A 24,233-nucleotide genomic window follows, 5' to 3' on the forward strand; every position below is an offset into this window, starting at 1 on the left:
TGACTAGGGGTGATAGCATGAAGCTTTTACATTTATCAGATCTGCATTTAGGAAAAAAACTCAACGAGTTTTCTCTTTATGAGGACCAGAAATATATTTTACAACGGATTGTACAGATAATTTGCGCCAAGCAGCCTGATTGCGTACTGCTTGCCGGAGATATTTATGATAAACCGGTGCCGCCGGCAGAAGCTGTCGTTTTATTTGATGATTTTCTGAATCAGCTGGCGGAGCTCAAGGTGCCTGTATGCATCATCAGCGGCAACCATGATTCGGCAGAGCGCTTGGCGTTCGGTGCGCAGCTGATGAGCAGCAGCGGCGTTCATTTTGCAGGCAGCTATAACGGACAGCCGCAGCAGCTTGTGCTGGAGGACGAATTTGGGAAGGTGAATATTTTCCTGCTGCCGTTTTTGAAGCCTGCTGTGGTGAAGCATTGGGCACCGGAGGAGGCTGCTGCAGAGATTAGCAGCTATCATGATGCGGTGAAGTATGCTGTGGCGCAGCTGCCATTGCTGCAGGCGGAGCGCAATGTTCTTGTTGCGCACCAGTTTGTCACTGGTGCTGTCACTGCTGGCAGTGAGGCTGTTAATGTGGGCGGTCTGGATAATATCGGTGCGGAGGTTTTTGCTGATTTTGATTACGTGGCCCTGGGGCATATCCATAATCAGCAAAACGTCGGTGGTGATGAGCGGATTCGTTATTGCGGTACGCCGCTGAAGTATTCCTTTAGCGAGTGGCAGCAGCAAAAGTCTGTGACGATGGTGGAGCTTGCTGCCAAGGGCAGCACGAAGGTTACGCAGCTGCCGCTGACGCCGCTGCGCGAGGTACGCTATTTGAAGGATACCTTTGAACATTTAATGGCCAAGCCCAATTATGTTATGTTTCCCATGGATGAAAATGAATGCCTGCAGGATTTTTATTATCTGACGCTTACGGACGAAAATGATGTGACTAATGCTATGCAGCGTCTGCAGACTATTTATAAGAATTTGCTGCAGCTTGATTACGATAATAAGCGTACCCAGGCGAATGCGGAGCTGAAGCTGGCGGCAAGTCTTGAGGAGAAAACGCCGTTGGAGCTTATTGGTGATTTTTATCGCCTGCAGAATAATCAGGAGCTGAGTGAAGAGCAGAAGCAGTATCTTACTGATCTGCTTGCAGATTTTGGAGGTGAAGGCTTATGAGACCGCTGAAGCTGGTTATGAGTGCGTTTGGTCCGTATGCAGGCCAAACCGTTATAGATTTTTCCAAGCTGGGCGAGCAGGGATTGTACTTGATTACCGGCGATACAGGTGCCGGTAAAACCGTGATTTTTGACGCTGTTTCCTATGCCTTGTACGGACAGACGAGCGGCGGTGTGCGTGATGCCAATATGCTGCGAAGCCAGTATGCTGATGCAGATACGCCGACGTTTGTGGAGCTGGAGTTTTCCTTTCATGGCAAGTGCTACAAGGTAAGACGTAACCCGGAGTATCGCCGCCCGGCGAAGCGCGGCACCGGTATGACTAAGGAGAAGGCTGGCGCTGAGCTTTACTATCCCGATGGACGCGTACCGGTGACAAGAATGTCAGATGTAGATAAGAGCATTGTGGAGCTGTTGGGGCTGAATCATAAGCAGTTTACGCAGATAACGATGATTGCGCAGGGGCAGTTCCGCAAATTTTTGGATACTAATACGGATGAGCGCAGTAAAATCTTCCGCGATTTGTTTCATACATACTTCTTCCAGCAGCTGCAGGATAAGCTGAAGCAGGACGCTGCGGCCAAGCGCAATGAATTTCTTGAGCAGCAGCGCCGAAGCGAGCAGGCTTTGAACGGCATTTGCTGTGCTTATCCTGCGTATACGGAGCATTTGCAGAGTTTGGCCCTGCGTCACTATGAGGGCTGCGTGGACGAGGTGCTGGCTTTGGTTGATACGCTTATTGCGTTGGATGAAAAGGAGCAGCAGCAGGTAGCAGCAGCGGAGACTGCTGCAGCCAAGGAAGTGTCTGCGTTGCAGGACAGCTTGGGAGCACTGGCTAAAAAACAACAACTGCTGCAGGCAATCCAAAATGCGGAAGCACGAATTGCCCGCATGCAGCAGCAGATAGAGCAGGAAGCAGCGGCAAGTGTGCAAAGGCAGGAGGTACTGCAAAAATTAGAGGCAGAGGTCAACGAAGCGCAAAAGGGCGAGGTGGAGCTGGCACAGCTGCAAACAGAAAGGCAGCAGCTGGCTGCACGTCAAAGGGAGCTGCTACAGCTGCAGGATATGCAGCAGCGTTACCAAAGGCAGGAGGTTGCACTGCTGCAGAAGCGCCAGGAGTATAAGCGTGCTAGCGAGGAATATGAGCATCTCAATAAGCTCAGCGACGTTTGCTTTGACAGATTTTTGGGCGCACAGGCGGGCCTTCTGGCGCATGATAAGCTGAAGCCTGGCAAGCCCTGCCCGGTTTGTGGTTCCTGCGAGCATCCGCAGCCTGTGCAGCTGGCGCAGGACGCACCTACCGAAAACGATGTTGAGCAGGCACGCGCTAAGGCTGAGGCCGCTCAGAAGGTAAGAGACGGACTTGTTGGTGAAGGCAAAGCGTTGAAGGAACATCTGGAGCTGGATAAAGGCTTGCTGATAGGCAAGGGCATGGAGCTGCTTGGCTGTGATGATTTCAAGCTGATTGCTGAAAAAGTACAGGCAGAGCTGAAGGATGTTAACAATAAGATTACGGATCTGCGCCTGAAGATGGGCTTTTTGCAGGAAAAGGTGGAGCAATACCATAAGCTGGCGAAAACGCTGGAGCAGCAGAAGACTGCTGACAAGCAGGCGGAGGCTGCAGCGCAGAGCATGAGGCAGCAGCTTGCTGGTGCCGAAGGCCAGCTGCAGGAGCTTAACAAGCAGCTTGCTCAGCAGCAGGAGCTGTTGGTTGATGTAAATGAGCAGGAGCTGCAGCAGGAGCACGCAAAGCTGCTGGCGCAGCTGCGTGAGCTGGATTTGCAGGGCAAGCGTTTGTATTCTGCGATTGAAAAGAATCGTCAGATTAAGCAGGAGGTCAGCGGTTACGAAGCGCGCAGGGCAGCCTGTGAAGCGGAATATAGCTTCATCAACAGTCTTTCTGCAACGCTGAACGGTACGCTGACCGGCAAAAAACGTGTTAATCTGGAAACCTATGTGCAGATGCACTACTTCGATAAAATTCTGCAGCGTGCCAATATCAGGCTGCTGCGCATGAGCCGCGGGCAGTACGAGCTGTGCCGCGACAAAATGCAGGACGAGGACAGCAAGACTGGCAACAGCAAAACGGGCCTCGATTTGGAGGTTAAGGATTACTATAGCGGCAATCTGCGCAGCGTCAAAACCTTAAGCGGTGGCGAATCCTTTATGGCATCGCTGGCGTTGGCGCTGGGATTGGCGGATGAGGTGCAGTCCTGCGCCGGCGGCATTCAGCTGGATACGATGTTTGTCGACGAAGGCTTCGGCTCACTGGATGACAGCAGTCTGCAGCAGGCTATTGCTACGCTGCAGGGCCTCAGTGAAGGCCATCGCCTTGTAGGTATTATTTCGCATGTACACGATTTGCAGGAAATGATCGACAAGAAAATTCTCGTCAGAAAAAAACGCGGCCTGCAGGGGACGGGCAGCGAGGTTGCACTGGTGGTGGACTAAGGAAAATATCTCTGCGGAAGCAGAAAATCACTTTACCATAGATTGTCAGTGTGATAAAATAATCTTTATACTTAAAAGACAAATTGATTGCTGACATGTTCGTAGCAGCAGTTGAAAAACAAAATGTATGGAGGGCTTGACGATGAAATTATTGGAAGAAAAAATTGTTAATGACGGTGTTATCAAAAGCGGTAACGTCCTCAAGGTTGACAGCTTTTTAAATCATCAGATTGATGTGCCGTTTGTTGCGGAGCTTGGTAAAGAATTAAAGCGCTTGTTTGCAGACAGGAATATTACTAAAATCCTGACTATTGAAGCCTCCGGTATCGGTATTGCCTGCGTTGCGGCAATGTATTTTGGTGTTCCGGTAGTGTTTGCCAAGAAATCCAGCGGCAGCAATATGGATAAGGATGTTTACTTCACTCAAATTTATTCTTATACCCATAGCAAAACAAACGACGTTGTTGTTTCCAAAAGATTCCTGTCTAAAAACGACCACGTGCTGATTATTGATGACTTCCTGGCTAACGGCTGTGCGCTGGAAGGCCTTATCGATATTGTACGTCAGTCCGGCGCTACTGTTGAAGGCGTTGGCGTTGCTGTAGAAAAAGGCTTCCAGGGCGGTGGCGACAAGCTGCGCAAAGCCGGCTATAACCTGCATTCCTTAGCTATTATTGATAAGATGGATGCCAAAACAAACACAGTAGTGTTCAGACATGAGGAAGAATAATGAGCGAAAAGCAATATACTGATCCGATTTACGACTTAGACGGCAAAATTTCTGTAAGCAAGGCGATTCCCTTTGGCCTGCAGCATATTCTGGCGATGTTCGTAGCGAATATCGCTCCGATTCTGATTGTAGCCGGTGTGGTAAAAATGCCGGTAGAGCAGAGCGGTGCGCTGGTGCAGTCGGCAATGCTGGTAGCAGGCATCGGTACCCTGATACAGCTTTATCCTGTCTGGCGTGTCGGCAGCGGTTTGCCTATCGTTATGGGCATCAGCTTCACCTTTGTATCCATCGCCTGCGTTATCGGTGCTAAATACGGTTACGGCGGCGTTATGGGTGCGGTACTGGTTGGCGGTTTGCTGGAAGGCATTTTAGGCCTGGGCGCAAAATATTGGCGTCGTCTGATTCCGCCGATTGTTGCTGCTACCGTTGTTACCTCCATCGGTTTTTCTCTGCTGGCGGTAGGCGCTAACTCCTTCGGTGGCGGCTTCGGCAATCCCAACTTTGGTGATGCTCCTTATATTATTGTAGGTACTATTACGCTGGTAAGCTGCATTGCCTACAATATTTTCGCCAAATCCTTTTATAAACAGCTTTCCGTGCTGTTTGGCTTAGTTGTCGGTTATGTTGTTGCTTATTTTATGGGCATGGTAAACATGAGCAAGCTGGCAGAGGTTAAGCTGATTGCTATTCCTCAACTGCTGCCCTTTACTATGGAATTCCATCCTGATGCAATTTTTGCTTTCTTTTTGATATTCCTGGTTTCCGCTACGGAAACCATTGGTGATACCTCCGCCATGACTGCTATCGGTCTGCGTCGTGATGTTAAGGAAAAAGAAATTTCCGGCTCCATTGTCTGCGATGGTCTGGTAAGCAGCTTGTCCTCTGTTTTCGGTTGCCTGCCTATCACTTCTTTCAGCCAGAATGTTGGCTTGATTGCTATGACAAAGGTTGTAAATCGTTTTGCAGTCATGACAGGCGCTGTTATTATGATTATGGCAGGTCTGTTCCCGGCGCTGGGCGTGCTGCTGGCATCTCTGCCGGAGGCAGTTTTGGGCGGTTGTACCTTGATGATGTTCGGCTCTATCGTAGTAAGCGGCGTGCAGATGATTGCTAACTGCGGCTACAATTCCCGTAATGTAACGATTGCTTCTCTGGCACTCAGCATCGGTATCGGCTTTACTCAGACGCCGGCAATTTTTAAGATTTTCCCTGATTTGATTAAGAATGTTTTTGCAGAAAACTGTGTAGCCGTAGTTTTTATCGTGGCTATGGTGTTAAATATCATTCTGCCTAAAGAGGAAGAAGAATAACGATACGTGTTTTAAAATAAAGAGGGGTTACAAATGAAGATTATTGATGCCCATATGCATTATTACAATGTTGATGGTTTTGTGCAGGTTGCAGCTAATGCAGGCTATGAAAATACAGCGGCCTGCTGGCAGAAGATATGCGAAGAAAACAATATCGTCTTTTCTGTAGCTATGGGCAACACTAATTATACGTCTTCGAAATATGGCGGTGTCACGCCGCGCATGATTGACCTTGCAGCGCCCTTTGACGAGGAGCATTACAATCAGCCGCAGAACATGGGTTACTGCATGGGTGTAAACAGCGAGGCAATAACCGAAGCAAATGCGGAAAAAACGGCACAGGAATTTGAACGCTTCATTAAAGATCCGCATTGTTTGGGTATTAAGCTTTACCCTGGTTATAATGCTGTCTATGTCAACGATAAAAGGCATTGGCCGCTATTTGAACTGGCGCGTGCCTATAATGTGCCCGTTGCAATTCACACAGGCGATACTGCCTGGCCCAGCGGTCTTTTGAAATACTCACATCCGCTGACTGTTGATGAAGCGGCAGTGGCGTTCCCTGACGTAACCTTTGTCATAGCGCATTGTGGTTGTCCCTGGTTTGTTGATGCGGCAGAGGTAGCCTGCAAGAACGCCAACGTCTGCATCGACCTTTCCGGTCTGGTGGAGGGCAATCCGAAACCGCTGATGCTGCTCGAAAGACAGCGTGGCTTTTTGCGCCAGCTGCATACCTGGCTGAATTATCTTGGCAATTATGAAAAAATCATGTATGGCAGTGACTGGCCGCTTGTGAATATTCCTCTGTACATCTGGATGATTAGTCATGTTGTTCCTGAATGCTATCACGAGAATGTATTTTATAACAATGCGGTAAGAATCTATAGCAAAATCGGTAAGCTGTTGGAAAAGAGCGGAGGTTGAGATGGGACAGGCTGACATTAAAGAAATAGAAGCAGGACTTAAGGATTGGGACTTTGTACGCAATCTGCCTGCAACAATCGGAGATTATACTCTTGTGCCGGGCTCCGGTATCGATGGACAGATTTTGAATATTGCAGCCTACGTGCATGAAGCAACGCATTGTCGTCTTGATCTGACTTATACAAAAGAAACCTTTGACTATGTACCGGTAAAAACTGTTGGCCTGCATACGTTTCGCGATGTGCGTTTCTTCTGTCGTGACCGTGAGCATTTTGCTGATATGATGCGCAAGAGTTTGCCGGATATTTTGGCCAGCATGGACAAGAAAACTGTGCATACGCTGCCATACGAAGCGAAAGCACTGCATTTTGAGAAGTGGGACTACTGGCGTACACTGCCATCTCAGGTAGGCGATTATGAGCTGTATATTACGCCGGATAATCCTTTGCCTTATATCAATGGTTCTTATATTTTCTTAGATTACACTGATTTCAAGCATGGCAATCAGATATACTTTTCTTATAACATTTTCCGCGATGAGCTTTTTGCAGAAATGCGCAAGATTCATCTGCCCTTGACTACAGACGCTTTTGACGTGCTGGGCAACGTGCCGGCAGAGGATAAGCTGCAGGCTTTGCAGGTGCATATGGAAGCAAATTTAATGGCCACATTGGAAAGTTTAAAAAAAGTATAAAAAGCTGTTGACAAAACGAGGTCAACCCTGTATAATATAATTCGTAGTTGATTGGCCCGGTGGTTCAGTTGGTTAGAATGCCGCCCTGTCACGGCGGAGGTCGTGGGTTCGAGTCCCATCCGGGTCGCCAATCATGCCTCGGTAGCTCAGTTGGTAGAGCAAAGGACTGAAAATCCTTGTGTCCACAGTTCGATTCTGTGCTGAGGCACCATATTGCGGAAATAGCTCAGTGGTAGAGCACCTCCTTGCCAAGGAGGGGGTCGCGAGTTCGAATCTCGTTTTCCGCTCCACCTTTTAAGGCGACATAGCCAAGCGGTAAGGCAGAGGTCTGCAAAACCTTTATCCCCAGTTCGATTCTGGGTGTCGCCTCCATTTTTATTTCTTAAAAGGTGTTAAGTAGTTATGTCTGCCGCGGTGGCGGAACTGGCAGACGCAAGGGACTTAAAATCCCTCGGGTAGTGATACCCGTACCGGTTCGATTCCGGTCCGCGGCACCAACATAAATTATGTTGGAACAATATATAGAATAAAAATGCTGATTGAACTTGCAGAAGTCAATCAGTTTTTTTGTGCGTAAAAAAGCAGGAACTGCTATACTGTGGAAAGTATGGCAGTTCCTAAAAATTTAGGCATGGTAGAAAGCATAGGTGAAGTGTTTCCAAATGCCAGATACCAACGCTGCACGGTGCATATGTACCGTAATATATTCTCTGTAGTACCACGTAAAACTGTCAAGGAAGTTGCCAAGATGCTAAAAGCAATTCATGCTCAGGAGAATAAAGCAGCAGCTAAAGAAAAGGGAAAATCAGTAATTTCCAGATTACGTGAGATGAAACTTAACAAGGCTGCAGACAAACTAGAAAATGGTTTAGAGGAAACCTTAACCTATATGGATTTTCCGTCAGAGCATTGGCTGCGTATACGTACCAATAACGTTATTGAACGTGTAAACAGAGAAATAAAGCGTCGCACAAGAGTGATTGGCACGTTTCCTGATGGTGAATCAGCATTGATGCTTGTATGTGCAAGATTGCGTTATATAGCCAGCAATGATTGGGGCAAAAAACGTTACTTGAACATGAAACATCTAACAGATATGCTTGCCGAAGAACTGTATTGTGAAGCAAAAATATCTTAAAAACAGCTAACTTAATAAGCAAAGGTATCTAAAGCAGAAGCTAGTTGATATTTAACGGTGAAGTGCACTAACCGCTAAACTTATATAACTAAACTTCTGCTAGGATGTCTGAAGAAATTTGCGCAAAACTATTGACAGTACCGGCAAAAGAGCAGTTGATATAAATTCAAAAAATAAATAAGGAAAATACCACACCAATTGGTATGGCAGTTAATACGGATATAGATAATGTTCTGTGTCTACTTTATGGGTAGCATAATAAAGGCATGTCTTGAACTAAGGGATTTGCTTTTGTGTAGATGTTTAAAAAATAGGCACTACACTAATTCAAAATGTCCTTGACAAAGGGTACGGTTTACATCTGAATGCCTTCTTATCCTCTTCAAGCCAAGCATCTATCGTCTGCTTATGTTCATCCAAAATAGATTGGAGAGTTGTTTTAATCGGTGGTTTCTCTGAAAAATCGTCCTTAGAGATGTATTTGCGAATAGTTTTGAGATCTATACCAGTTTCACGAGTAATTTCTGAAATTCGGCATCCACGATTATATAAATCTCTGATATAATTAACTTGGGACATTTTGAGCATCTACCTTTCCTCCTTTATTCGTAGTAGCTGACAAATAAAGGATAAATTATTTGGTATGGTATGGCAAGATCTTACGCGTTTTTCAGGGAATTTCCTTGCTGATATTAGGGAATTTTGATGCTTTTTTTAGGTACTTTTAGTATATTATATACAGTTACCTCAATGGTAGAGTGTTCTCCTTCATAAGTACATCAGCATGGACTAGTGTATTTATGAAGGAGTGATCAGGGTTCGAATCTCTGGCACACCATCATATTGGTTATTAGTAATGGTTAAGATTTTTGAAGGAGGAGCAAATTTGTCAGCAGAGAGAATTACGTGGGATCAATTTATTATATGCTGTAATGATTCCCAAAGTGTAAATTTGAGATTTGAGGATTTGTGCCGTCAGTTGTTTTGGGAAGAATTTCTTTCGGATAATTCTAGTCCTGTTTATTTGCATAGTGATCCAAATCATCCAGGTATCGAAACAACACCCGTGTATTCAGAGCGTTTGAAACAAAACGTGGGATTTCAGGCAAAATATTTTTATAATCAGGCGGATTATAGTCAAATTGAACAATCAACAAATAAAATCATAAAATATTATACTGGGAAAATTGAGACTGTATATTTATATAGTAATAAATCATTGACGACATCGTCAGAAAGTTATAAGAGGATAGAGAAGAATCTCAATAAAGCTGGTATTAATCTGATACCGATTACAAATGAGACAATTTTAGATTTGCTTCGTGTTAAATACGCTAAATTAGCATTATACTATTTTGAAAGTCATGCGTTAACTGAAGAATGGTTCGAAAAACATCAGGAAATAGCAGAACTTGAGTTGGGAGATCGCTTTAATGCGAATTTGAATGTATCTACAGAGGCAGAAGACATAATTTCGCTTTTCCTTCGTGATAATGCCGGATGTCAAATTCTAAATAGCAGAAAAGAAAAAATGCTTGAAACGGCAAAAGAAAAAGTTCAAGATTATACTTATCAGCAACACAAGGATTATCTAAATAAATTGATTAAAATTCTGTCAGATATTGCCAGTGTGGATGGTATTAGTATTGAAGACGCCATTTCATGGAATGATAGAGTACATAATGCGGTGCAAGATGATCTTATAAGACTTAATAGTGTTGTTGTTGAATCAAATAAAGAATTGGATGTATTGCGTCAAGTCAAGAATACAACAACTGAAGAGAACAAGAAAAGATATGGTAAAATAGGTAACCTAGTCACAAGTCGAAATATATGTATGGATTTGATTGATTTTGCTGATTCTCTCTTTATGAATAAAGAGGAGATTTCCCTCTTGAGAAAAAACATATTGTTTCTAAGAGGAAGAGCTGGAATTGGCAAATCACACTTACTGGCTAGTAAATCACACCAACTTATAAGCAATAAGCAGCCAGCGCTGTTGTTGCTTGGTGGGGATTACACATCCACATCAGACATAATAAAACAGATTGAAGATAGTATGCGGGAAGTTGCGGTCCCGTTTGAAGAAATACTCGATATATTAGAAAATATTGGTAAACTTCAGAATTATATAGTCCCCATAATGATCGATGCAATTAATGAAAGCTGGAAACCGGATTTATGGAAAAATGCACTTCCAAGAATACTTCAGAAAGTAAGTGAGCTTTCTTATGTTAAGTTAATTATCTCTTATCGTACAGAATATGAAACAAAATTTGCAGATAAGAATTTAATTACAAGGTTTAATGTGATCCAATATGAACATCGTGGATTTGAAAGAAAGACAATTGAATCTGTCCGAGAATTTTTGAATTACTATAAAATACCTTTTACACCAGAGCAAATATTGTCGCAGGATATTACAAATCCGCTATTCTTAACATTGTATTGTCAGACTTATGTTGGAGATAATGCTGAATTGCCAGTTCTGTATATGCGCTTGTTGAATCAGCAGAATCTTAAAATCAACAAGAAAATCATGCAAGTGCTTGAAGTTAAAGGATATGATTTAGAAGAAGAAATTCTTCAAAACGTGGTTGGTGCAATATCGGAACATGTATTAGCTTCAAGTAAGAAAACATTTCTGAAAGAAGAAATTGAACGTTTATCAGTGTGGCAAAATATCGGGATCGTTTCTAGACCGTACATTACAAAAATGCTTCAAGAAGGCGTTTTACATAGTTTCATAAGAAACGATGGAGAAACACTGTATTTTGCATACGACCAAATGAACGATATCTTCTGTGCAAAAGCCGCTGTGGCAAAATACAAAACGAAAGATGAATTGAAAAACTACTTAATAAATGACTTATTAAAGCCAGATAATTATGGCCAAGTTAAATATGAAAATCGATCACTTTATGTAAATGTTTGTGCAGCTTATGCAGAAAAATACGGTGAGGAATGCATTGATACGCTGGAAACAGTTGTTAATAAGGAGGATAGAAGAGAGTTATTCGCTGAATATGTAAAATCTTTACAATGGAGAAATATTGTATATCTTTCCCTAGAAGAGTTGTTGACACTTTGTATACAATATGAAATGTATCCAGAAGATATTTTCCCAACGTTCATTAATAATAGTATCAAGACAGCGCATTCCCTAAATGCAGATACGTTGCATGAATGGCTGATGAGATATTCGATATCACGGAGAGATAGCATTTGGACAACGTATATAAATGGGTTTTATGAAGACTCTGATGATAGAATTGTACAGCTCATCATATTATTAAACAAAGGCGAAGGTTTTGATTTTGTAAATCAAAAACAAGTTGAACTAGTATTAACATTATTTTCTTGGTGCCTGACCTCATCTAACAGATGGTTTAGAGATATTACATCTAAAGCTATGGTGGAAATACTAAAGCAGTATTTTGAATTGGCAGAAACCATTTTAAAAAAATTTGAAACGGTAAATGATCCATATGTTGCTCAACGACTATATGGAGTGGTATTTGGTGCTTGTTGCAAACGCATCGATAAATGTGAAATGGAGTATCGTAGCTTATGTAAATATGTGTTTGATACGATTTTTTCAAAAGATGAAGTGTATCCAGATATATTGTTGAGAGATTATGCAAGATTGATCATTGATAGATTCATTTATGAGTTTTCACTGAATGACTTAGAAATTAATTATGATACTATCGTACCACCGTATAGATCTGAACCAATTCCAATTATTGAAAAGGATTATCAACATATTGAAAATGTCGGAACTGGCGTAAAAAGGATCTTATATTCTATGCTCTTTGAAGGAATGGGAATGTATGGAGATTTTGGCCGGTATGTCTACCAGGCAGCCCTCTCAGATTTTGATACGGATCAAGTAAATATTTTCAATTATTCTATGGATTATATATTGAATGAGTTAGGGTATGGTGATAATGAATATCTAGAGGATTATGATGCACATTTAAATGGCAATTATAGCAGACATAATGTGATCAAGGTCGAACGAATTGGGAAAAAATATCAGTGGATTACATTTTATAATGTGTTAGCTAGAGTATCTGATCATTTTGATTTGAAAGACCGCTTTAATTCAGAACCTAGGATGATTCAATATCAAGGTGCTTGGGAGCCCTACGTTAGAGATTTCGATCCAACTTTGAATAATTGTTTTATGTTGCTGCCGAATGCTCCCGAATTCGAGAATTATAAAGATGGCATGAATAATGCACAGGAAGAACTTCAAAGTCAAGTATTGGATTCGAAAGAACAACAGCGTGATTGGGTTACATCGCTAGATGATTTTTTTGCAAATCAAATAGAACAACTATGCCCAAAGGACACGCAAGATCAGGCATGGGTAGTTTTGCAACGATATTCGCAAATAGAACATCAGAATAATGCTCAACTAAAAATATCAGAATGGAATCTTGTATATGCGTATTTTATAACAGAAGATAATAAAAATAAGTTGTCATCTATTGCGGACAGAAACATTGATTTTATAACGAGCGATTTAAATGATAATCCAAACTCCTATGCTTTGTATAATCGAGAATATCCTTGGAGTAAAGGAATGAATAGCCTTGAAGACTGGTGCAATCACAAGATACGTGTTAGAATAGGTGAAACAAGAACTGTAACCCAAAAAAGAGAAATCCCGTTATTTGACAGTCAAGTAATAGAACGGCTTTTAAGAAAATATAGCGGAGAATCATCAACGGAAGAAAATGATATAGATGAAAATCTAGAACCAGAAATTCAAGTGCAAGAGTTTACCGAAGAGGAAGAAATCATAGAGACTATAGATAATATCATGTCTGCTTCTATGCGCTTGTTGTGGGAAGAAGAATATGATGCCTCTAAAGAAGATTCAATTAATATTGAAATGCCAAGTATAGATTTTCTTCGGACTATGGGATTGAAGCAGTTGGAATATGACGGTTATTTTTTTGATCAAAATGGTAAATTAGCTGCATTTGATACAACTCTTACAAATCAAAAGGTCGGACTTGTTGTTAGAAAAGAGTTGCTAGAAGAATACTTAAGACAAAAGGGATTGAGACTTATATGGATTGCTCGTGGTGCAAAAGACATTCAGGAAAAAGAGACTACTTTCTGTGAATGGGTTGGGCTATATGCATATGAGTCGGGGCATCCAGAGGGTCATTTATACCAATCAAATAGAAGATATAATGTTTGAAATTTGGAAGGAGTAAACACAAATTTTAGAAATTAACACCCCATTAAAAAACAAAACCATTCTGGTAACTGGTGCCACCGGTTTCATCGGTTGTATTTTGTCAACCCAAATTCCTCAAAAAGAGCGAATAAATTCCCTGTTTTCAGCAAGGGAATTTCCCTATCTTAAGCTGAAACTTTATTGCTAAACATTTTAACGTAAGCGTCAAATCTACCGGGTATGAAAAGAATCAGGACCGCATGGCGGTCCTAGTATAAATCTTTATTTCGTAAAATTTACGCTGCATTCAGCTGGTGCATTTTCTGGTAGCAGCAAATCAACGCTGTCCTTTTGAGACAGGTCTATTTTTTTGGCAGTAGAAAGAACATGGACTAAATACGGGTGTCCCCCAAAAGTTGTGGTATGAGCTCTAACGTTTGTGTGGTTAGGCCTTAACAGATTTTGTGGTTTCGCTATGGCAAAAGTAGTGGTTAGGCTTTAAGGCATTGGTCCAAATTTGTGGGTCGGGCTGTTACATGAGTGTGGGTCGACCTAGTTCACAGTTGTGGTGAACCTATTACAATATGTGGGTTGGGCTAGTCCAAATTTTGTGGTCGACCTAGTCCATGCTATTGGGTTTTCAATGGCTGGAGCGTATTGCACCAGCCATTTTTGTTTTTAAAGAGTGAATTTATCGTATTTGTTGAGACAATAAAGGATTCGGTTATGGGTTCGCTTAAAATTTCTAAAGCCATTGGCATTTATAATAAGTTTCTTCAGAATTCTGTTCTTCGATTCAATGTAACTGTTATTTATGCGCCTACCATTAATCGCTGTAAATGAGTTTAGTATTTCTTGTTTCCAATTAACGAGGAGGCCATAAAATTCATTGTATTCAGGTATTCCGGAGTCGCCAAACCTGTTCTTAAGTAACTCATAGTTGTCTTCGAGACTGCCGGAAGCTTTGTAATATTCTCCACTCTGATTAAATTTCAGGTACAATTCTTTTAAGTTATAAGCAATTTCCAACTCTGGAAATTGAGCAAACAGTAAGTCTCGGATATCTCTTAAATTAACATAGCGGCCTAAGGCTTTATTGTATTTGGGTTCATTATCTAAGTCTGTAGTATGGTGAAATACGAAATTAAATTTTCTGAGAAGATACTCATGAGTATGGTTTTCAGTATTTCTGGCACATCTTAGTCTAATCTTATTAAAATCATCTGTAAGGTGTTTGATTACATGAAAGCTGTCTGCACAAACAATAGCATCTGGGAAATATAGCTGTGCAATATCCCTAAAGTTGTCATACAGATCCATAGATATATACTTTACATTGTTAAGTTCACTGCGTTTGAGAGTGTAATTCTGAATATCTCCACGGATAGAGGTAAAATAATCAATAAGGTAATGCTTTCTGCGTGTAGGAAGTACATCTATTACTTCACCTGTAATAAAATTCATGAGCAGACAGCAATAAAGAGAATCCATATCAGATTCAGGAAAATAGTGCTCATCCATGGATAATACCATTGGTAAAGGCTTACACATAATATCTACGTGTTTCTCAAATAATCTTAGAACAGTAGCTTTGGAAACATGGTATCGTTCAGCAACACTGGTATAAGTGTCTTCAGGGTGCTTTAAATCTTTCAAAATATTAATTTTAGTTTCGTGAGTTAGTCCGTCATTGGCTTTAGTAAAGGGATTGTGTTCGTTAAAAGAATAAGAACACTTGGGGCAAATGAATCTTCTTTGGCAATAAACAATGCTACATTTACGGTTTACCAGTGTAGAGTGTGTAAGAGTTCTGGGGTAGTAACCATGAATTTTTACAGGTCCGGAACAGAACGGACAAATCTTAGAGGTAACCTTTAGCTTAAGATTAATAATGATTGAGCCGTCGGACTGCGCAATGGTTTGTAGTTCCTCAATCTTATCCTATTGAATGTTAAGCATATTTGTGATAAACTGACGCATAGATAAAAAGTCCTCCTTCGTCTTAGTAATATAGGCAATTACTATTTTAACGAAGGAGGATTTATTTGTTTAGATGTGGCTTGTGCAGAAATTTTAGTCTGTACAAGCCATTATTGTTTTTTGTTGAACAGGGAATTTTTGCCTATGACCACAAAAGTTGTACTAGGTTGACCCACAGATTTGGACTAGCTCGAGCACAAGAATGTACTAGCGAAACCACAAAATGTACCAGGTCATAATCGAGCACAAAAATTGGACAAGGTCGACCCAACCACAAGTAATGGACTAATGCAAAAAAAAGCGCAGCTATTACACATGCATGAAGGCGTGCTGGTAGCTGCGCCTTTTTACATCTCCAGTCTAAAATTTGCTAAAAACACGAGTTGGCGCTAAAATAATATTTAAAGTAAGGTTGTGACAGCAGGGAGGTCGAAGCTATGCTTTTTGACAGAGCCTCAGCGCTTTGGCGCGAGCAACTTGAGCTTATTGCAATGGATTTTGCGAAAGGTGCAGAGTACAATCTGGCAGTAAGCAAGTCGCTGCCCTTGCATTCGCAGAGAGCCTTTTTCTTTGAGCAGCTTGATGCTTATACGCTGAAAGAGCTGGCAGAGAGGTGCTTGGAGTGAGGGGAGTTTGACTTTGTACTAACAAGGTAGTATGGTTGTAATACGAGGAGGCGAAATTATGAAGGGAATATTGGAGATATATATTGAACGCAAAACTTATAGACTTTCTATTTGGGTGTATCATACTAATAAAATTGGATTTGGCGAAGCTATTGGGAACATTACTGATATTACAGATGTATCATGTCTGAAAAAGTCTGTTGAAGACGCAATGGCTTTAAGCTTATCAGAGTATAAGAGTGATAAAGAAAAATGCAATGCTTTTATATTTACAAAATATAAGACTTGGAATAAGTTTTTTGATGCACATTATGTTGTTCAAATAACTTATGATGATGAAAAAATGTTATATAGAATTAGCATGCCTGAAAGAGAGAAGAAAACTAAATCGTTTGGGAATAGTATAAGTGGATTTGAATTTAAAATAAGAAAAGAAGAATTCGATTCTACATTTGATGGTATAATTAAAACAATGCTAGATAATCTTGAAAAATATCAAAGCTGATTTTGATATCAAATGTGGCCTTAGCAGTAGCACGTAAAAGTGTACCGCAGGAGGTATTAGCAGTTCCATTGCCGCGAGCGTAAGCTCTGGCAGATAACCTGCAATGATACGTGGCAACAAAAAAGCGCAGCTATTACACAAGCATGAAGCTTGCTAATAGCTGCGTTTGGTTATGCCCAAATGACAAACCGCTTTGACAAATATATCATATAGACCTTCGCCTTACGCAATCTACGGTTTCCGATTTCTTCAGCCACGCAGAAGACAGGTCTGAGCCTTTGGGAGCGACCCTAAGCTTCCTGCCCCTTTTGCCTGCCGCGGGAATGGTTACCAACAAATTTCACCCATCTTTCAGAAAAATGTTTTCTATCTCTGGTTTTCAAGACCAGTATAACTTTGGGTATTGAGCTACTTTTTCCTCAGAATTCTGTTATACACGGATTTCTCCGCTTCACTACCAACAGCTTGGTTCGGAGTTTCCGCTAAGTTCGCTGCAGCATCCCTGCTGCAGGTTTCACGGATTTTTCTAGCCTTTCGAGCTAGCGTCTATTGTCGCTGCCAGAATCCTTCGAGCTTTAATCGGCACCAAGATCCGCACATACCGTTCTGTGTTGCCTTTTGGGCTTCTCCATCAGTCCTCGCGGAGCAACAGAAACCTCACTGCCGCAGTATCCTGCAGGCAGCCTGGTCACAGCTTCCGGTATTCTCGGAGGGATTGACAATCCTTTAGTGCACCGAGTTATACGATATATTTGTCAAAACAGTTTTCAAGGAGCGTGTCGGTGTTCAACCGATGAATAAAGTATAGCATATCTGCGTGAGTTAATCGTGGAAAAAAAGTTGCGCGTTGCCTTTTTGCATTGGCAGAAGAGAAATTGTTTGAAGATATTCGTAGCAATCAGCGTTGATTTTTTTGGTAGACAATAGATATCAGGAGGAGGGCTCTGTGATATTGAAAAACAGTAGGCAATGCCTTATAATATATTATAGAATAGATGATAAGGAGATGATTTTTGTGAGCATACGTGAGCTTAGAGAATGCACCGGACTGAGTCAGAATAAATTTGCAGCAATGTTTGGTATTCCTGCTGCAACAGTAAAGGATTGGGAGCATGGTAGACGCAATCCTCCGAGTTATGTGGTGGATATGATAGAAACGATTTTAGAATATAAGGGAATTATCATTGACAGTAATTATGTTGATGAGTGTGAAAAAAGAAGAAAAAGTGTTGAACGTGCATTGGCTGTAGTTCTTACTGCTACAGAAGGGCCTAATGAAGAGTTTATGAATGCGCTTGAGTTATATATTAATGGTAAGCTGACTCTTAGCGAAATCGAAAACAAGGTTAATCGTCTTGAGTACATAGGAGCGTAAGGTATATGGATAATGGAAAATATTGCTATCCTAATAGTGATGTCTTAATCAATAATTACAATATACATGATAAAGCTTTACTTGAAAAGCTAGAAATACAAAAGGTTACTGTCAAGCTTTTAGGTTTGGATATCAGACCGGAGCGAATAGAGGCAACGTTTGATATTCAGCATCTGATTGCTATACACAGGTATTTATTTTTAGATTTATATAATTGGGCAGGACTTTTTCGTGATGAAAATTTGTATAAGAGCGAAAGGGTTTTAGCAGGTGGTTCAGCAGAATATGCTGATTACAAAGATATAGAGGCAAAGCTTAAAGCTTTTTTTGACAAATATGCTAAGATTGACTGGAATAAAGAAGATAAAGCTTTGCCTTCAATAGTAGTAGATTTTCTTGTAGAATTGTGGAGTATTCACCCATTTCGAGAAGGAAATACAAGAACCTGCGTGACATTTTTATGGCACTATTTGCAAGCTCACAATATAGAGTTTCATATTGAGTTAATCAGAAATAACCCAATGTACGTCAGAGATTCTTTAGTGATGGCGAATTATGAACAAAAGGAGTACCTTACTCGTATTATAACTGACGCTATATTGGGAATTAAGAATGCTCATGAATCTGTAAAAAGTAATTCTGAGAATAAAGAGAGCTATAGAATTGCAAAGTCGGATTATGATGCATTCAAAGCAAAGTATTCTGTTAAAAAGTAGGCAATGTATTGTGCTGCGTGCGCAGAAGCTTTTGCCTATATATTATAGTTCCTAGTGAAAATTGTATAAGTATGGACAAAATCAACAAAGGCTGACGCTTCGCATTTACGCAAGGCGTCAGCCTTTTTGCTGTTCAGTATGAGGGTTAGTGGTTAAGCCTTAAGGCCGAATATGAAATTTGCTTTAGGGTTGCTTTGGCTTGCGGTTACGCTTGAGCTTTCTGAGCTTAAGATAGCCGTTGTATGGATCATGCTCAAGCTTGGGGTTATGCCTGATGCGGATTTTTTTGAGCATCGATTTGACGATTTTAAGGTCAACTCGAGGAGTTTTTCCTCTTTCGATAGCAGTAGTTATCCTGATAGAGCAATGCTCTTTATCGGCGCTTTTATGTTCAACGTTGGTATAAGGAATATAGCCTTCTGCATCTAGAATGTACTTAGCGAGCCAATAGATTTCTTCTTCTATTCTGCTGCTGAGGCTGACTAAGAAGGTGTCGGAGTAGAGTGCGAAGAAGTCTTTGAGGGACATAGCAGAGTGCTGCGCAAGGCAGTCGTTCAGTTCCTTGTCATTATGGATGATGCGTAAATCTAGGGCAGGAACGCTTGCAATAAGACCATAGGGTGTTCGGTTTATAATAACGTCATAGGTTAGGTTCATGGGATACTCCTTGAAAAAATTTATTATCTATGTAAAGCGAAAGCTGAGGCCTCTAAGGATTTCGCGTGTTGTTTGCTTAAAAATGCTATGAATGCAGCATATAATGATAGGTGTACGTGTGATTTGTTGAAAGGGTGAGAAAAATGCAGAAAAAGCATGCTTTTGAAGTAATTCCGAGGGCATTGGTTAAAACGGTAAGGTTTCCTGAGGGACAGGCTTATGAAAATGTGCAGGATGCTGTGTTTGGTACAGCGTATGCACTCGCTATGAGGCTTAAAGAGAGACGCCTTGAATGCTACAGTGTAGATTTGCTGGTGAACTACCATGATGTGTTTGGCGATGGCAAGCAAAGCTACTACGACACAATTGAGCTGTTCGTGGGCGTGAATAATGCGATGGAAATTGTTAAGCTGGTTATGGTAATGTATGAGAATCATATCAGCAGGGAGGCTTTAATTGATGGTATGTCAATCGCACTGAGAGAATTGAAGAGGAAGGCGAGAAGTGACTCCTAGAACGGAAAAATGTTGGCAAAGCGAATAACTTTTTGTTAACCTTTTGGGTGCTATAATGTCCTCAATGAGTAAAAATTGAGTAGAATTTAAGTAGAAATTGAGTAGTTTTAACACATTTGGAGGTTTAATATGACTAAAACGATTTCTTTTAATATCCAAAAGGGCGGAGTTGCCAAGACTACATCTGCGGTTATTACTGCAGAAATTTTGCAGCAGCGTGGATATGATGTACTGCTGGTTGATTTTGATCCGCAGCGCAACCTGACGCACGGGCTTGCAGTAGATAAGCCTAAGTGCCCTGTTGCCGATGTGCTTACCGGAAAAACTAATATTAAGGATGCTATCTTGAGAACTGAAGCTGGTTTGGGACTGTTGCCTGCTGACAGATCCCTGTTTGCGCTGCAGGCTGCCTTGGGAAGCAATGCGCTGGCAAAGGTGCTGGCGCCGGTCAGCGGGTATTTTGATTATGTGATTATTGATACGGCACCGGCATTGTCGTCGCTGTCTGTTAATGCTCTGGTAGCTAGTGACTTGGTTGTTATTCCGGCGGTTCTAGGCGATTTTTGTGATTTGGCTATCAGGGATGTCCTTAATACCATTGATACTGTTAGACAGCAAAATAAAAAATTGGCAGTCGCCGGTATCTTGATTACTATGAGCAAAAAAAGATATGTGCTGGACAGACTGGTTGCAGAGCAGTATCAAAGGCTTGCAGATAGTAAGCATATCAGGCTGTTTACATCTAAAATCAGGCAGTGCCAAAAGGTGAAGGAGGCGCAGATGCTGAAGACGAGTTTGCTGGAATATGCACCGAGGTGTAACGCTGCTCTTGACTATCGCAATTTTGTGAATGAATTATTAGAGATTTAGTTGTGTAGCAGGTGAACAGCTGATAGCGTGTTGGAGGAGATTTTATGGGGGACTTTGCAAGCAGTTTAAAAAAGGCAGAGAAGAAAACCTCGGCTAAAGACAAGGTTACAGGCTTCTTCATGAACAGAAAGGAGGAATGCTTACAAAAGGAGGGTAGCAGAAGAATTACAGTTTCTGCTCCAGATGCTTTGTTTAAAAGAATCGAGGTAGCCGCCAAAGAAAGAGGGCTTTCAAAGAATGCTTTTATCCTGAGCTTGGTGCATAAAGAGCTGGATGAGTAGCTTTTACTTAGAAAATGAGTAAAAGCTACTCATTTTTTTGCATTTGCTGGTTCGTTCATTCTAACTTAAACTTTTCAATAAATCCTTCTACGACAAAAGCTGCCGGCTGTTGAGCAGCAGGCAGCTTTTTGGCGTATTATTTCTTCTTTGAAAAAGTTTAGGAGTTATTTAGGTTTTATGCTCCATAATATGAGGGAATTGGCTGATGCTTTTACAAAGACAGTACTTTAACCTCTTGTTCAGGCTGTATGAAATTATATGCTAGTTCTAATTGCACGCATAAGAAGTAGAGTATAGGCGCTGGAGAGCGACGTGGAACAAAGGCTGCTTATATTAACGTAAAGTACTTGGTTTAGCTTTTAATTATTTCATAATAAAATATAGGTAGATAAGTGTTATTGCTAAGTAAAGCAGTATGTCATAGTTGCAAAATAAAAGGATGAGCTTTAAGCCGTGGCTGCTCCCGTCACGAACAGGAACCAGGGATGGCAGGCTCATCTTTTTTAGGTGAACAAAGCTGTCGACGGAGGAGCGGTGCAGTTTTCTAGCTTGGTAACTGTCAAATACAATAGCTAATATATTAGTTGAAACTTGCAAAAAGAATGCTTTTAAGATAAAATATTAGCTATGGATATGTTTGATTTTTTGGAAGCTACCCCAGATGAGATTAACAAAGGAATTGCAGCTCGCGTTCGTACTGTACGTAAACGGCGCAAAATTTCACAGGTTAAATTAAGTGAGAAATCAGGAGTAAGCTTAGGATCTGTGAAGCGCTTTGAGAGTACAGGTGAAATTTCCTTATTATCTCTGACTAAAATTGCTATCGCATTGAATGTTGAACAAGAGCTGAAGCAGCTTTTCAGCAACGTGCCTTATTTGTCACTTGAGGAGATAGAAAATGAAAGAAATCAACAAGGTTAAGGTATCTTATAATGGTAAGCTGGTAGGCTATATAATTAGGTATCAGCGTTATCTGACCGCTTTTGCTTATGATCCGGAATGGTTGAGTAATGGATTTTCTATAAGTCCTTTTTCGCTGCCTTTAAGAGAAGAGCCTTTTATTGCTAAGCAAGAGCCTTTTGATGGTTTGTTTGGCGTTTTTGCAGACAGCTTGCCTGATGGATGGGGCAGACTGCTGCTGGATCGTTTATTACTGAAAAACAAAATAAATCCCCATAGTGTAGGTAATCTTGAGCGTTTGGCGATTGTCGGCGCATCCGGTATGGGCGCTTTGTCTTATGAGCCTGAGTATAATATTTCTGAGAAAAGCGGTTTTGCTGATTTGGATAAGCTGGCTGAAGAGTGCAGTTTGATACTGTCTTCTGAGTATAATGATAATATTGATGAACTGTTTTCTTTAGGTGGCTCTTCAGGTGGTGCAAGACCTAAAATACTTACAGAGGTTGATGGAGAAAATTGGATTATAAAGTTTCCTGCTTCTATGGATAAACCGGATATAGGCTTGCAGGAGTACAAGTATTCTCTTTGTGCCAGAAAATGTGGGATAAGTATGTCAGAAACGCATTTGTTTCCTTCGGCGCGTTGTGAGGGTTACTTCGGTACAAAAAGATTTGATCGCGTGAAAACTTCTGAAGGTGAAAAAAGAATTCATATGGTTTCGGTAAGTGCTCTTCTGGAAACGTCACATAGGATTCCTAATCTTGATTATATTATCTTGGGAAAATTAACTTTGACGTTGACAAAGGACTATCAGGAGCTTGAAAAACTGTTTAGGTTAATGTGCTTTAATGTTTTTGCGCATAACCGCGACGATCATTCTAAAAACTTTTCGTTTATATATTCGGATGATGAGAAAAAATGGCTTTTATCGCCTGCCTATGACTTGACGTATAGTTATTCTATAGGCGGAGAGCATGCTACAACGGTTGCTGGTAATGGCAAAAATCCGGGCATGAAGGATATATTGGAAGTTGCGAAGAATCTTAGTATGAATCTAAAGCTGGCTGAAGATATAGCGCAGCAGGTTCAGGCTTGTGTCGAAGATGATTTAGGAGAAATTCTTTCTAAAAGATTTTAAGGTTTAATATTTAAATTTTAAGAAACAAAATTTACGTTGTAAACGTGGCGATTTTGAATTGCAAATATATTATACGAGATGGTTCATTATATCATGAACGCATAAAAATAAAAGGATGAGCTTCAAACCGTTTCTGCTCCCGTTACAAGCAGAAACCAGGGTTTTCAGATTCATCCTTTTTTGAAGTGAATCCGTATCAAGGCAGGCGCCGGAAAAGACGTCGGCTCCGCGAGAATTTCTTACAACCTGATAGAATTTCAGTTGAATAAAGTGCTTGTTTTGAGCTATAATATTTGTAGTCAAAGGATATTTGAACGGGTTTAATGTGTTTCGATTTGTCATGGTTCGGTTCCGCGGCACCAACATAAATTATGTTGGAACAATATATAGAATAAAAATGCTGATTGAACTTGCAGAAGTCAATCAGTTTTTTTTGTGTTTAAATTTAAAATAATGATATAGCAAACTTTCATGTTTATGCTATAATTAAAGTAGCATAAGATGAGCAAGAGAATTAAAAGATTTGAAAGAAGGTAAAAGATATGGAAGAGGTAAAGAATACTTGGGGTGGTAAACGTACTGGAGCAGGGCGACCGGTAGGAACAACAAAGGAAGTCAGTGTTCAGCGTCCGCAGCATCAGCTGAGAGCGTTTCCAGATGAATGGGAACTGATTCGCGAGTTTGCCAGATTAGTAAAGCATGTATCGAAAGAAGAGTGCCAGCAGGCTTTAAGTGATTTGGCTGAGGGAAAATACAAAAAATAAAAGCCCTAGTTTTGATTAATGTTAGCAAATGTGCATAGAAGTTTACTATTAAACTGTTATATAATGTATAATAGCGAAGGTGGGGGAAGAGCATGAAAGACATCATTAAAGCAACGGATGTACTCGCAGCGGGATTTCTGCTGTTTGCTATTTATAGCGGACTGCTTAGCACGCATACGGGTGGCAAGCTTTTATTTGGCTATCTAGTTCTTCGGTTTATGCTTAAAAACGCAATAAAATAACAACATAAGCCTTAAAGTCATGATATGTACCCTATCT

Annotated in this window: 21 protein-coding genes and 5 tRNA genes; 24 read left to right on the plus strand and 2 right to left on the minus strand. The window is 41.0% G+C overall.

What is annotated here, in order from left to right:
* Positions 1-17 precede the first annotated feature (17 nt).
* The 13 genes from Q0G26_RS02425 to Q0G26_RS02485 all read left to right on the plus strand — a co-directional run bounded on the left by Q0G26_RS02425 (position 18) and on the right by Q0G26_RS02485 (position 13,648).
* The gene (locus Q0G26_RS02425; protein WP_293828251.1) at positions 18-1,184 is read left to right on the plus strand and encodes an exonuclease SbcCD subunit D; all 1,167 of its coding nucleotides are present in this window, start codon (positions 18-20) and stop codon (positions 1,182-1,184) included.
* A complete protein-coding gene (locus Q0G26_RS02430) occupies positions 1,181-3,634 on the plus strand; it encodes an SMC family ATPase (RefSeq protein WP_293828253.1) in 2,454 nt (817 codons plus the stop codon). The genes Q0G26_RS02425 and Q0G26_RS02430 overlap by 4 nt, the downstream gene beginning before the upstream one ends.
* Before the next feature lie 142 nt (positions 3,635-3,776).
* A complete protein-coding gene (locus Q0G26_RS02435) occupies positions 3,777-4,364 on the plus strand; it encodes a xanthine phosphoribosyltransferase (protein WP_210684181.1) in 588 nt (195 codons plus the stop codon).
* Positions 4,364-5,674, plus strand: a complete 1,311-nt coding sequence (locus tag Q0G26_RS02440; RefSeq protein ID WP_293828268.1) for a nucleobase:cation symporter-2 family protein — start codon at positions 4,364-4,366, stop codon at positions 5,672-5,674. Before Q0G26_RS02435 ends, Q0G26_RS02440 begins: the two co-directional genes overlap by 1 nt.
* A 33-nt stretch (positions 5,675-5,707) precedes the next feature.
* On the plus strand, positions 5,708-6,598 hold the full coding sequence (locus Q0G26_RS02445) for an amidohydrolase family protein (protein WP_293828270.1): 891 nt from the start codon (positions 5,708-5,710) through the stop codon (positions 6,596-6,598).
* 1 nt (position 6,599) lies between these two features.
* The gene (locus Q0G26_RS02450) at positions 6,600-7,292 is read left to right on the plus strand and encodes a hypothetical protein (RefSeq protein ID WP_293828272.1); all 693 of its coding nucleotides are present in this window, start codon (positions 6,600-6,602) and stop codon (positions 7,290-7,292) included.
* A 53-nt stretch (positions 7,293-7,345) separates the two neighbouring features.
* Positions 7,346-7,422, plus strand: a tRNA-Asp gene (locus tag Q0G26_RS02455).
* A gap of 5 nt (positions 7,423-7,427) precedes the next feature.
* Positions 7,428-7,503: transfer RNA gene (locus tag Q0G26_RS02460), tRNA-Phe, on the plus strand.
* Between the two features lie 4 nt (positions 7,504-7,507).
* Positions 7,508-7,582: transfer RNA gene (locus Q0G26_RS02465), tRNA-Gly, on the plus strand.
* 8 nt (positions 7,583-7,590) lie between these two features.
* A tRNA-Cys gene (locus tag Q0G26_RS02470) sits at positions 7,591-7,664 on the plus strand.
* A gap of 36 nt (positions 7,665-7,700) precedes the next feature.
* Positions 7,701-7,789: transfer RNA gene (locus Q0G26_RS02475), tRNA-Leu, on the plus strand.
* A gap of 101 nt (positions 7,790-7,890) precedes the next feature.
* Positions 7,891-8,430, plus strand: coding sequence for a transposase (locus Q0G26_RS02480; RefSeq protein ID WP_293828273.1), 540 nt, complete (start codon positions 7,891-7,893; stop codon positions 8,428-8,430).
* Positions 8,431-9,316: 886 nt separating this feature from the next.
* On the plus strand, positions 9,317-13,648 hold the full coding sequence (locus tag Q0G26_RS02485) for a hypothetical protein (protein ID WP_293828274.1): 4,332 nt from the start codon (positions 9,317-9,319) through the stop codon (positions 13,646-13,648).
* A gap of 657 nt (positions 13,649-14,305) precedes the next feature.
* On the opposite strand, the gene Q0G26_RS02490 is transcribed toward Q0G26_RS02485, so the two are convergent.
* Positions 14,306-15,562, minus strand: coding sequence for an ISL3 family transposase (locus tag Q0G26_RS02490; protein WP_366517725.1), 1,257 nt, complete (start codon positions 15,560-15,562; stop codon positions 14,306-14,308).
* Between the two features lie 482 nt (positions 15,563-16,044).
* Here Q0G26_RS02490 and Q0G26_RS02495 point away from each other — a divergent pair, with 482 nt between their 5' ends.
* From Q0G26_RS02495 to Q0G26_RS02510, 4 genes are all read left to right on the plus strand, one after another.
* A complete protein-coding gene (locus Q0G26_RS02495) occupies positions 16,045-16,233 on the plus strand; it encodes a hypothetical protein (RefSeq protein WP_293828276.1) in 189 nt (62 codons plus the stop codon).
* Positions 16,234-16,291: 58 nt separating this feature from the next.
* Positions 16,292-16,738 (plus strand): hypothetical protein, encoded by a 447-nt coding sequence (locus tag Q0G26_RS02500; RefSeq protein ID WP_293828277.1) that lies wholly within the window; start codon positions 16,292-16,294, stop codon positions 16,736-16,738.
* A gap of 1,015 nt (positions 16,739-17,753) precedes the next feature.
* Positions 17,754-18,113 (plus strand): helix-turn-helix domain-containing protein, encoded by a 360-nt coding sequence (locus tag Q0G26_RS02505; RefSeq protein WP_293828279.1) that lies wholly within the window; start codon positions 17,754-17,756, stop codon positions 18,111-18,113.
* A 5-nt stretch (positions 18,114-18,118) separates the two neighbouring features.
* Complete coding sequence (locus Q0G26_RS02510; protein ID WP_293828282.1) at positions 18,119-18,829, plus strand: Fic family protein; 711 nt, start codon at positions 18,119-18,121, stop codon at positions 18,827-18,829.
* 183 nt (positions 18,830-19,012) lie between these two features.
* Here the strand turns inward: Q0G26_RS02510 and Q0G26_RS02515 are convergent, their stop codons facing one another.
* A complete protein-coding gene (locus Q0G26_RS02515; RefSeq protein WP_293828284.1) occupies positions 19,013-19,486 on the minus strand; it encodes a hypothetical protein in 474 nt (157 codons plus the stop codon).
* 143 nt (positions 19,487-19,629) lie between these two features.
* Here Q0G26_RS02515 and Q0G26_RS02520 point away from each other — a divergent pair, with 143 nt between their 5' ends.
* From Q0G26_RS02520 to Q0G26_RS02550, 7 genes are all read left to right on the plus strand, one after another.
* Entirely contained in the window at positions 19,630-20,001 is a 372-nt protein-coding gene (locus Q0G26_RS02520) for a hypothetical protein (protein ID WP_293828286.1), read from the plus strand.
* A 129-nt stretch (positions 20,002-20,130) separates the two neighbouring features.
* Entirely contained in the window at positions 20,131-20,871 is a 741-nt protein-coding gene (locus Q0G26_RS02525; RefSeq protein WP_293828288.1) for a ParA family protein, read from the plus strand.
* Positions 20,872-20,915: 44 nt separating this feature from the next.
* Positions 20,916-21,152 (plus strand): hypothetical protein, encoded by a 237-nt coding sequence (locus Q0G26_RS02530; RefSeq protein WP_293828291.1) that lies wholly within the window; start codon positions 20,916-20,918, stop codon positions 21,150-21,152.
* Between the two features lie 633 nt (positions 21,153-21,785).
* Entirely contained in the window at positions 21,786-22,073 is a 288-nt protein-coding gene (locus Q0G26_RS02535; protein ID WP_366517726.1) for a helix-turn-helix transcriptional regulator, read from the plus strand.
* The gene (locus Q0G26_RS02540) at positions 22,051-23,190 is read left to right on the plus strand and encodes a type II toxin-antitoxin system HipA family toxin (protein WP_293828293.1); all 1,140 of its coding nucleotides are present in this window, start codon (positions 22,051-22,053) and stop codon (positions 23,188-23,190) included. The genes Q0G26_RS02535 and Q0G26_RS02540 overlap by 23 nt, the downstream gene beginning before the upstream one ends.
* A gap of 542 nt (positions 23,191-23,732) precedes the next feature.
* The gene (locus Q0G26_RS02545) at positions 23,733-23,954 is read left to right on the plus strand and encodes a hypothetical protein (RefSeq protein WP_293828295.1); all 222 of its coding nucleotides are present in this window, start codon (positions 23,733-23,735) and stop codon (positions 23,952-23,954) included.
* Positions 23,955-24,046: 92 nt separating this feature from the next.
* Positions 24,047-24,196 carry a hypothetical protein gene (locus Q0G26_RS02550; RefSeq protein ID WP_293828298.1) on the plus strand — a complete coding sequence of 50 codons (150 nt, stop codon included), beginning with the start codon at positions 24,047-24,049 and terminating at the stop codon, positions 24,194-24,196.
* The last annotated feature ends 37 nt before the right edge of the window (positions 24,197-24,233 follow it).

This window comes from uncultured Phascolarctobacterium sp. (genome assembly GCF_934190775.1).
In the GTDB taxonomy this organism is placed as follows: domain Bacteria; phylum Bacillota; class Negativicutes; order Acidaminococcales; family Acidaminococcaceae; genus Phascolarctobacterium_A.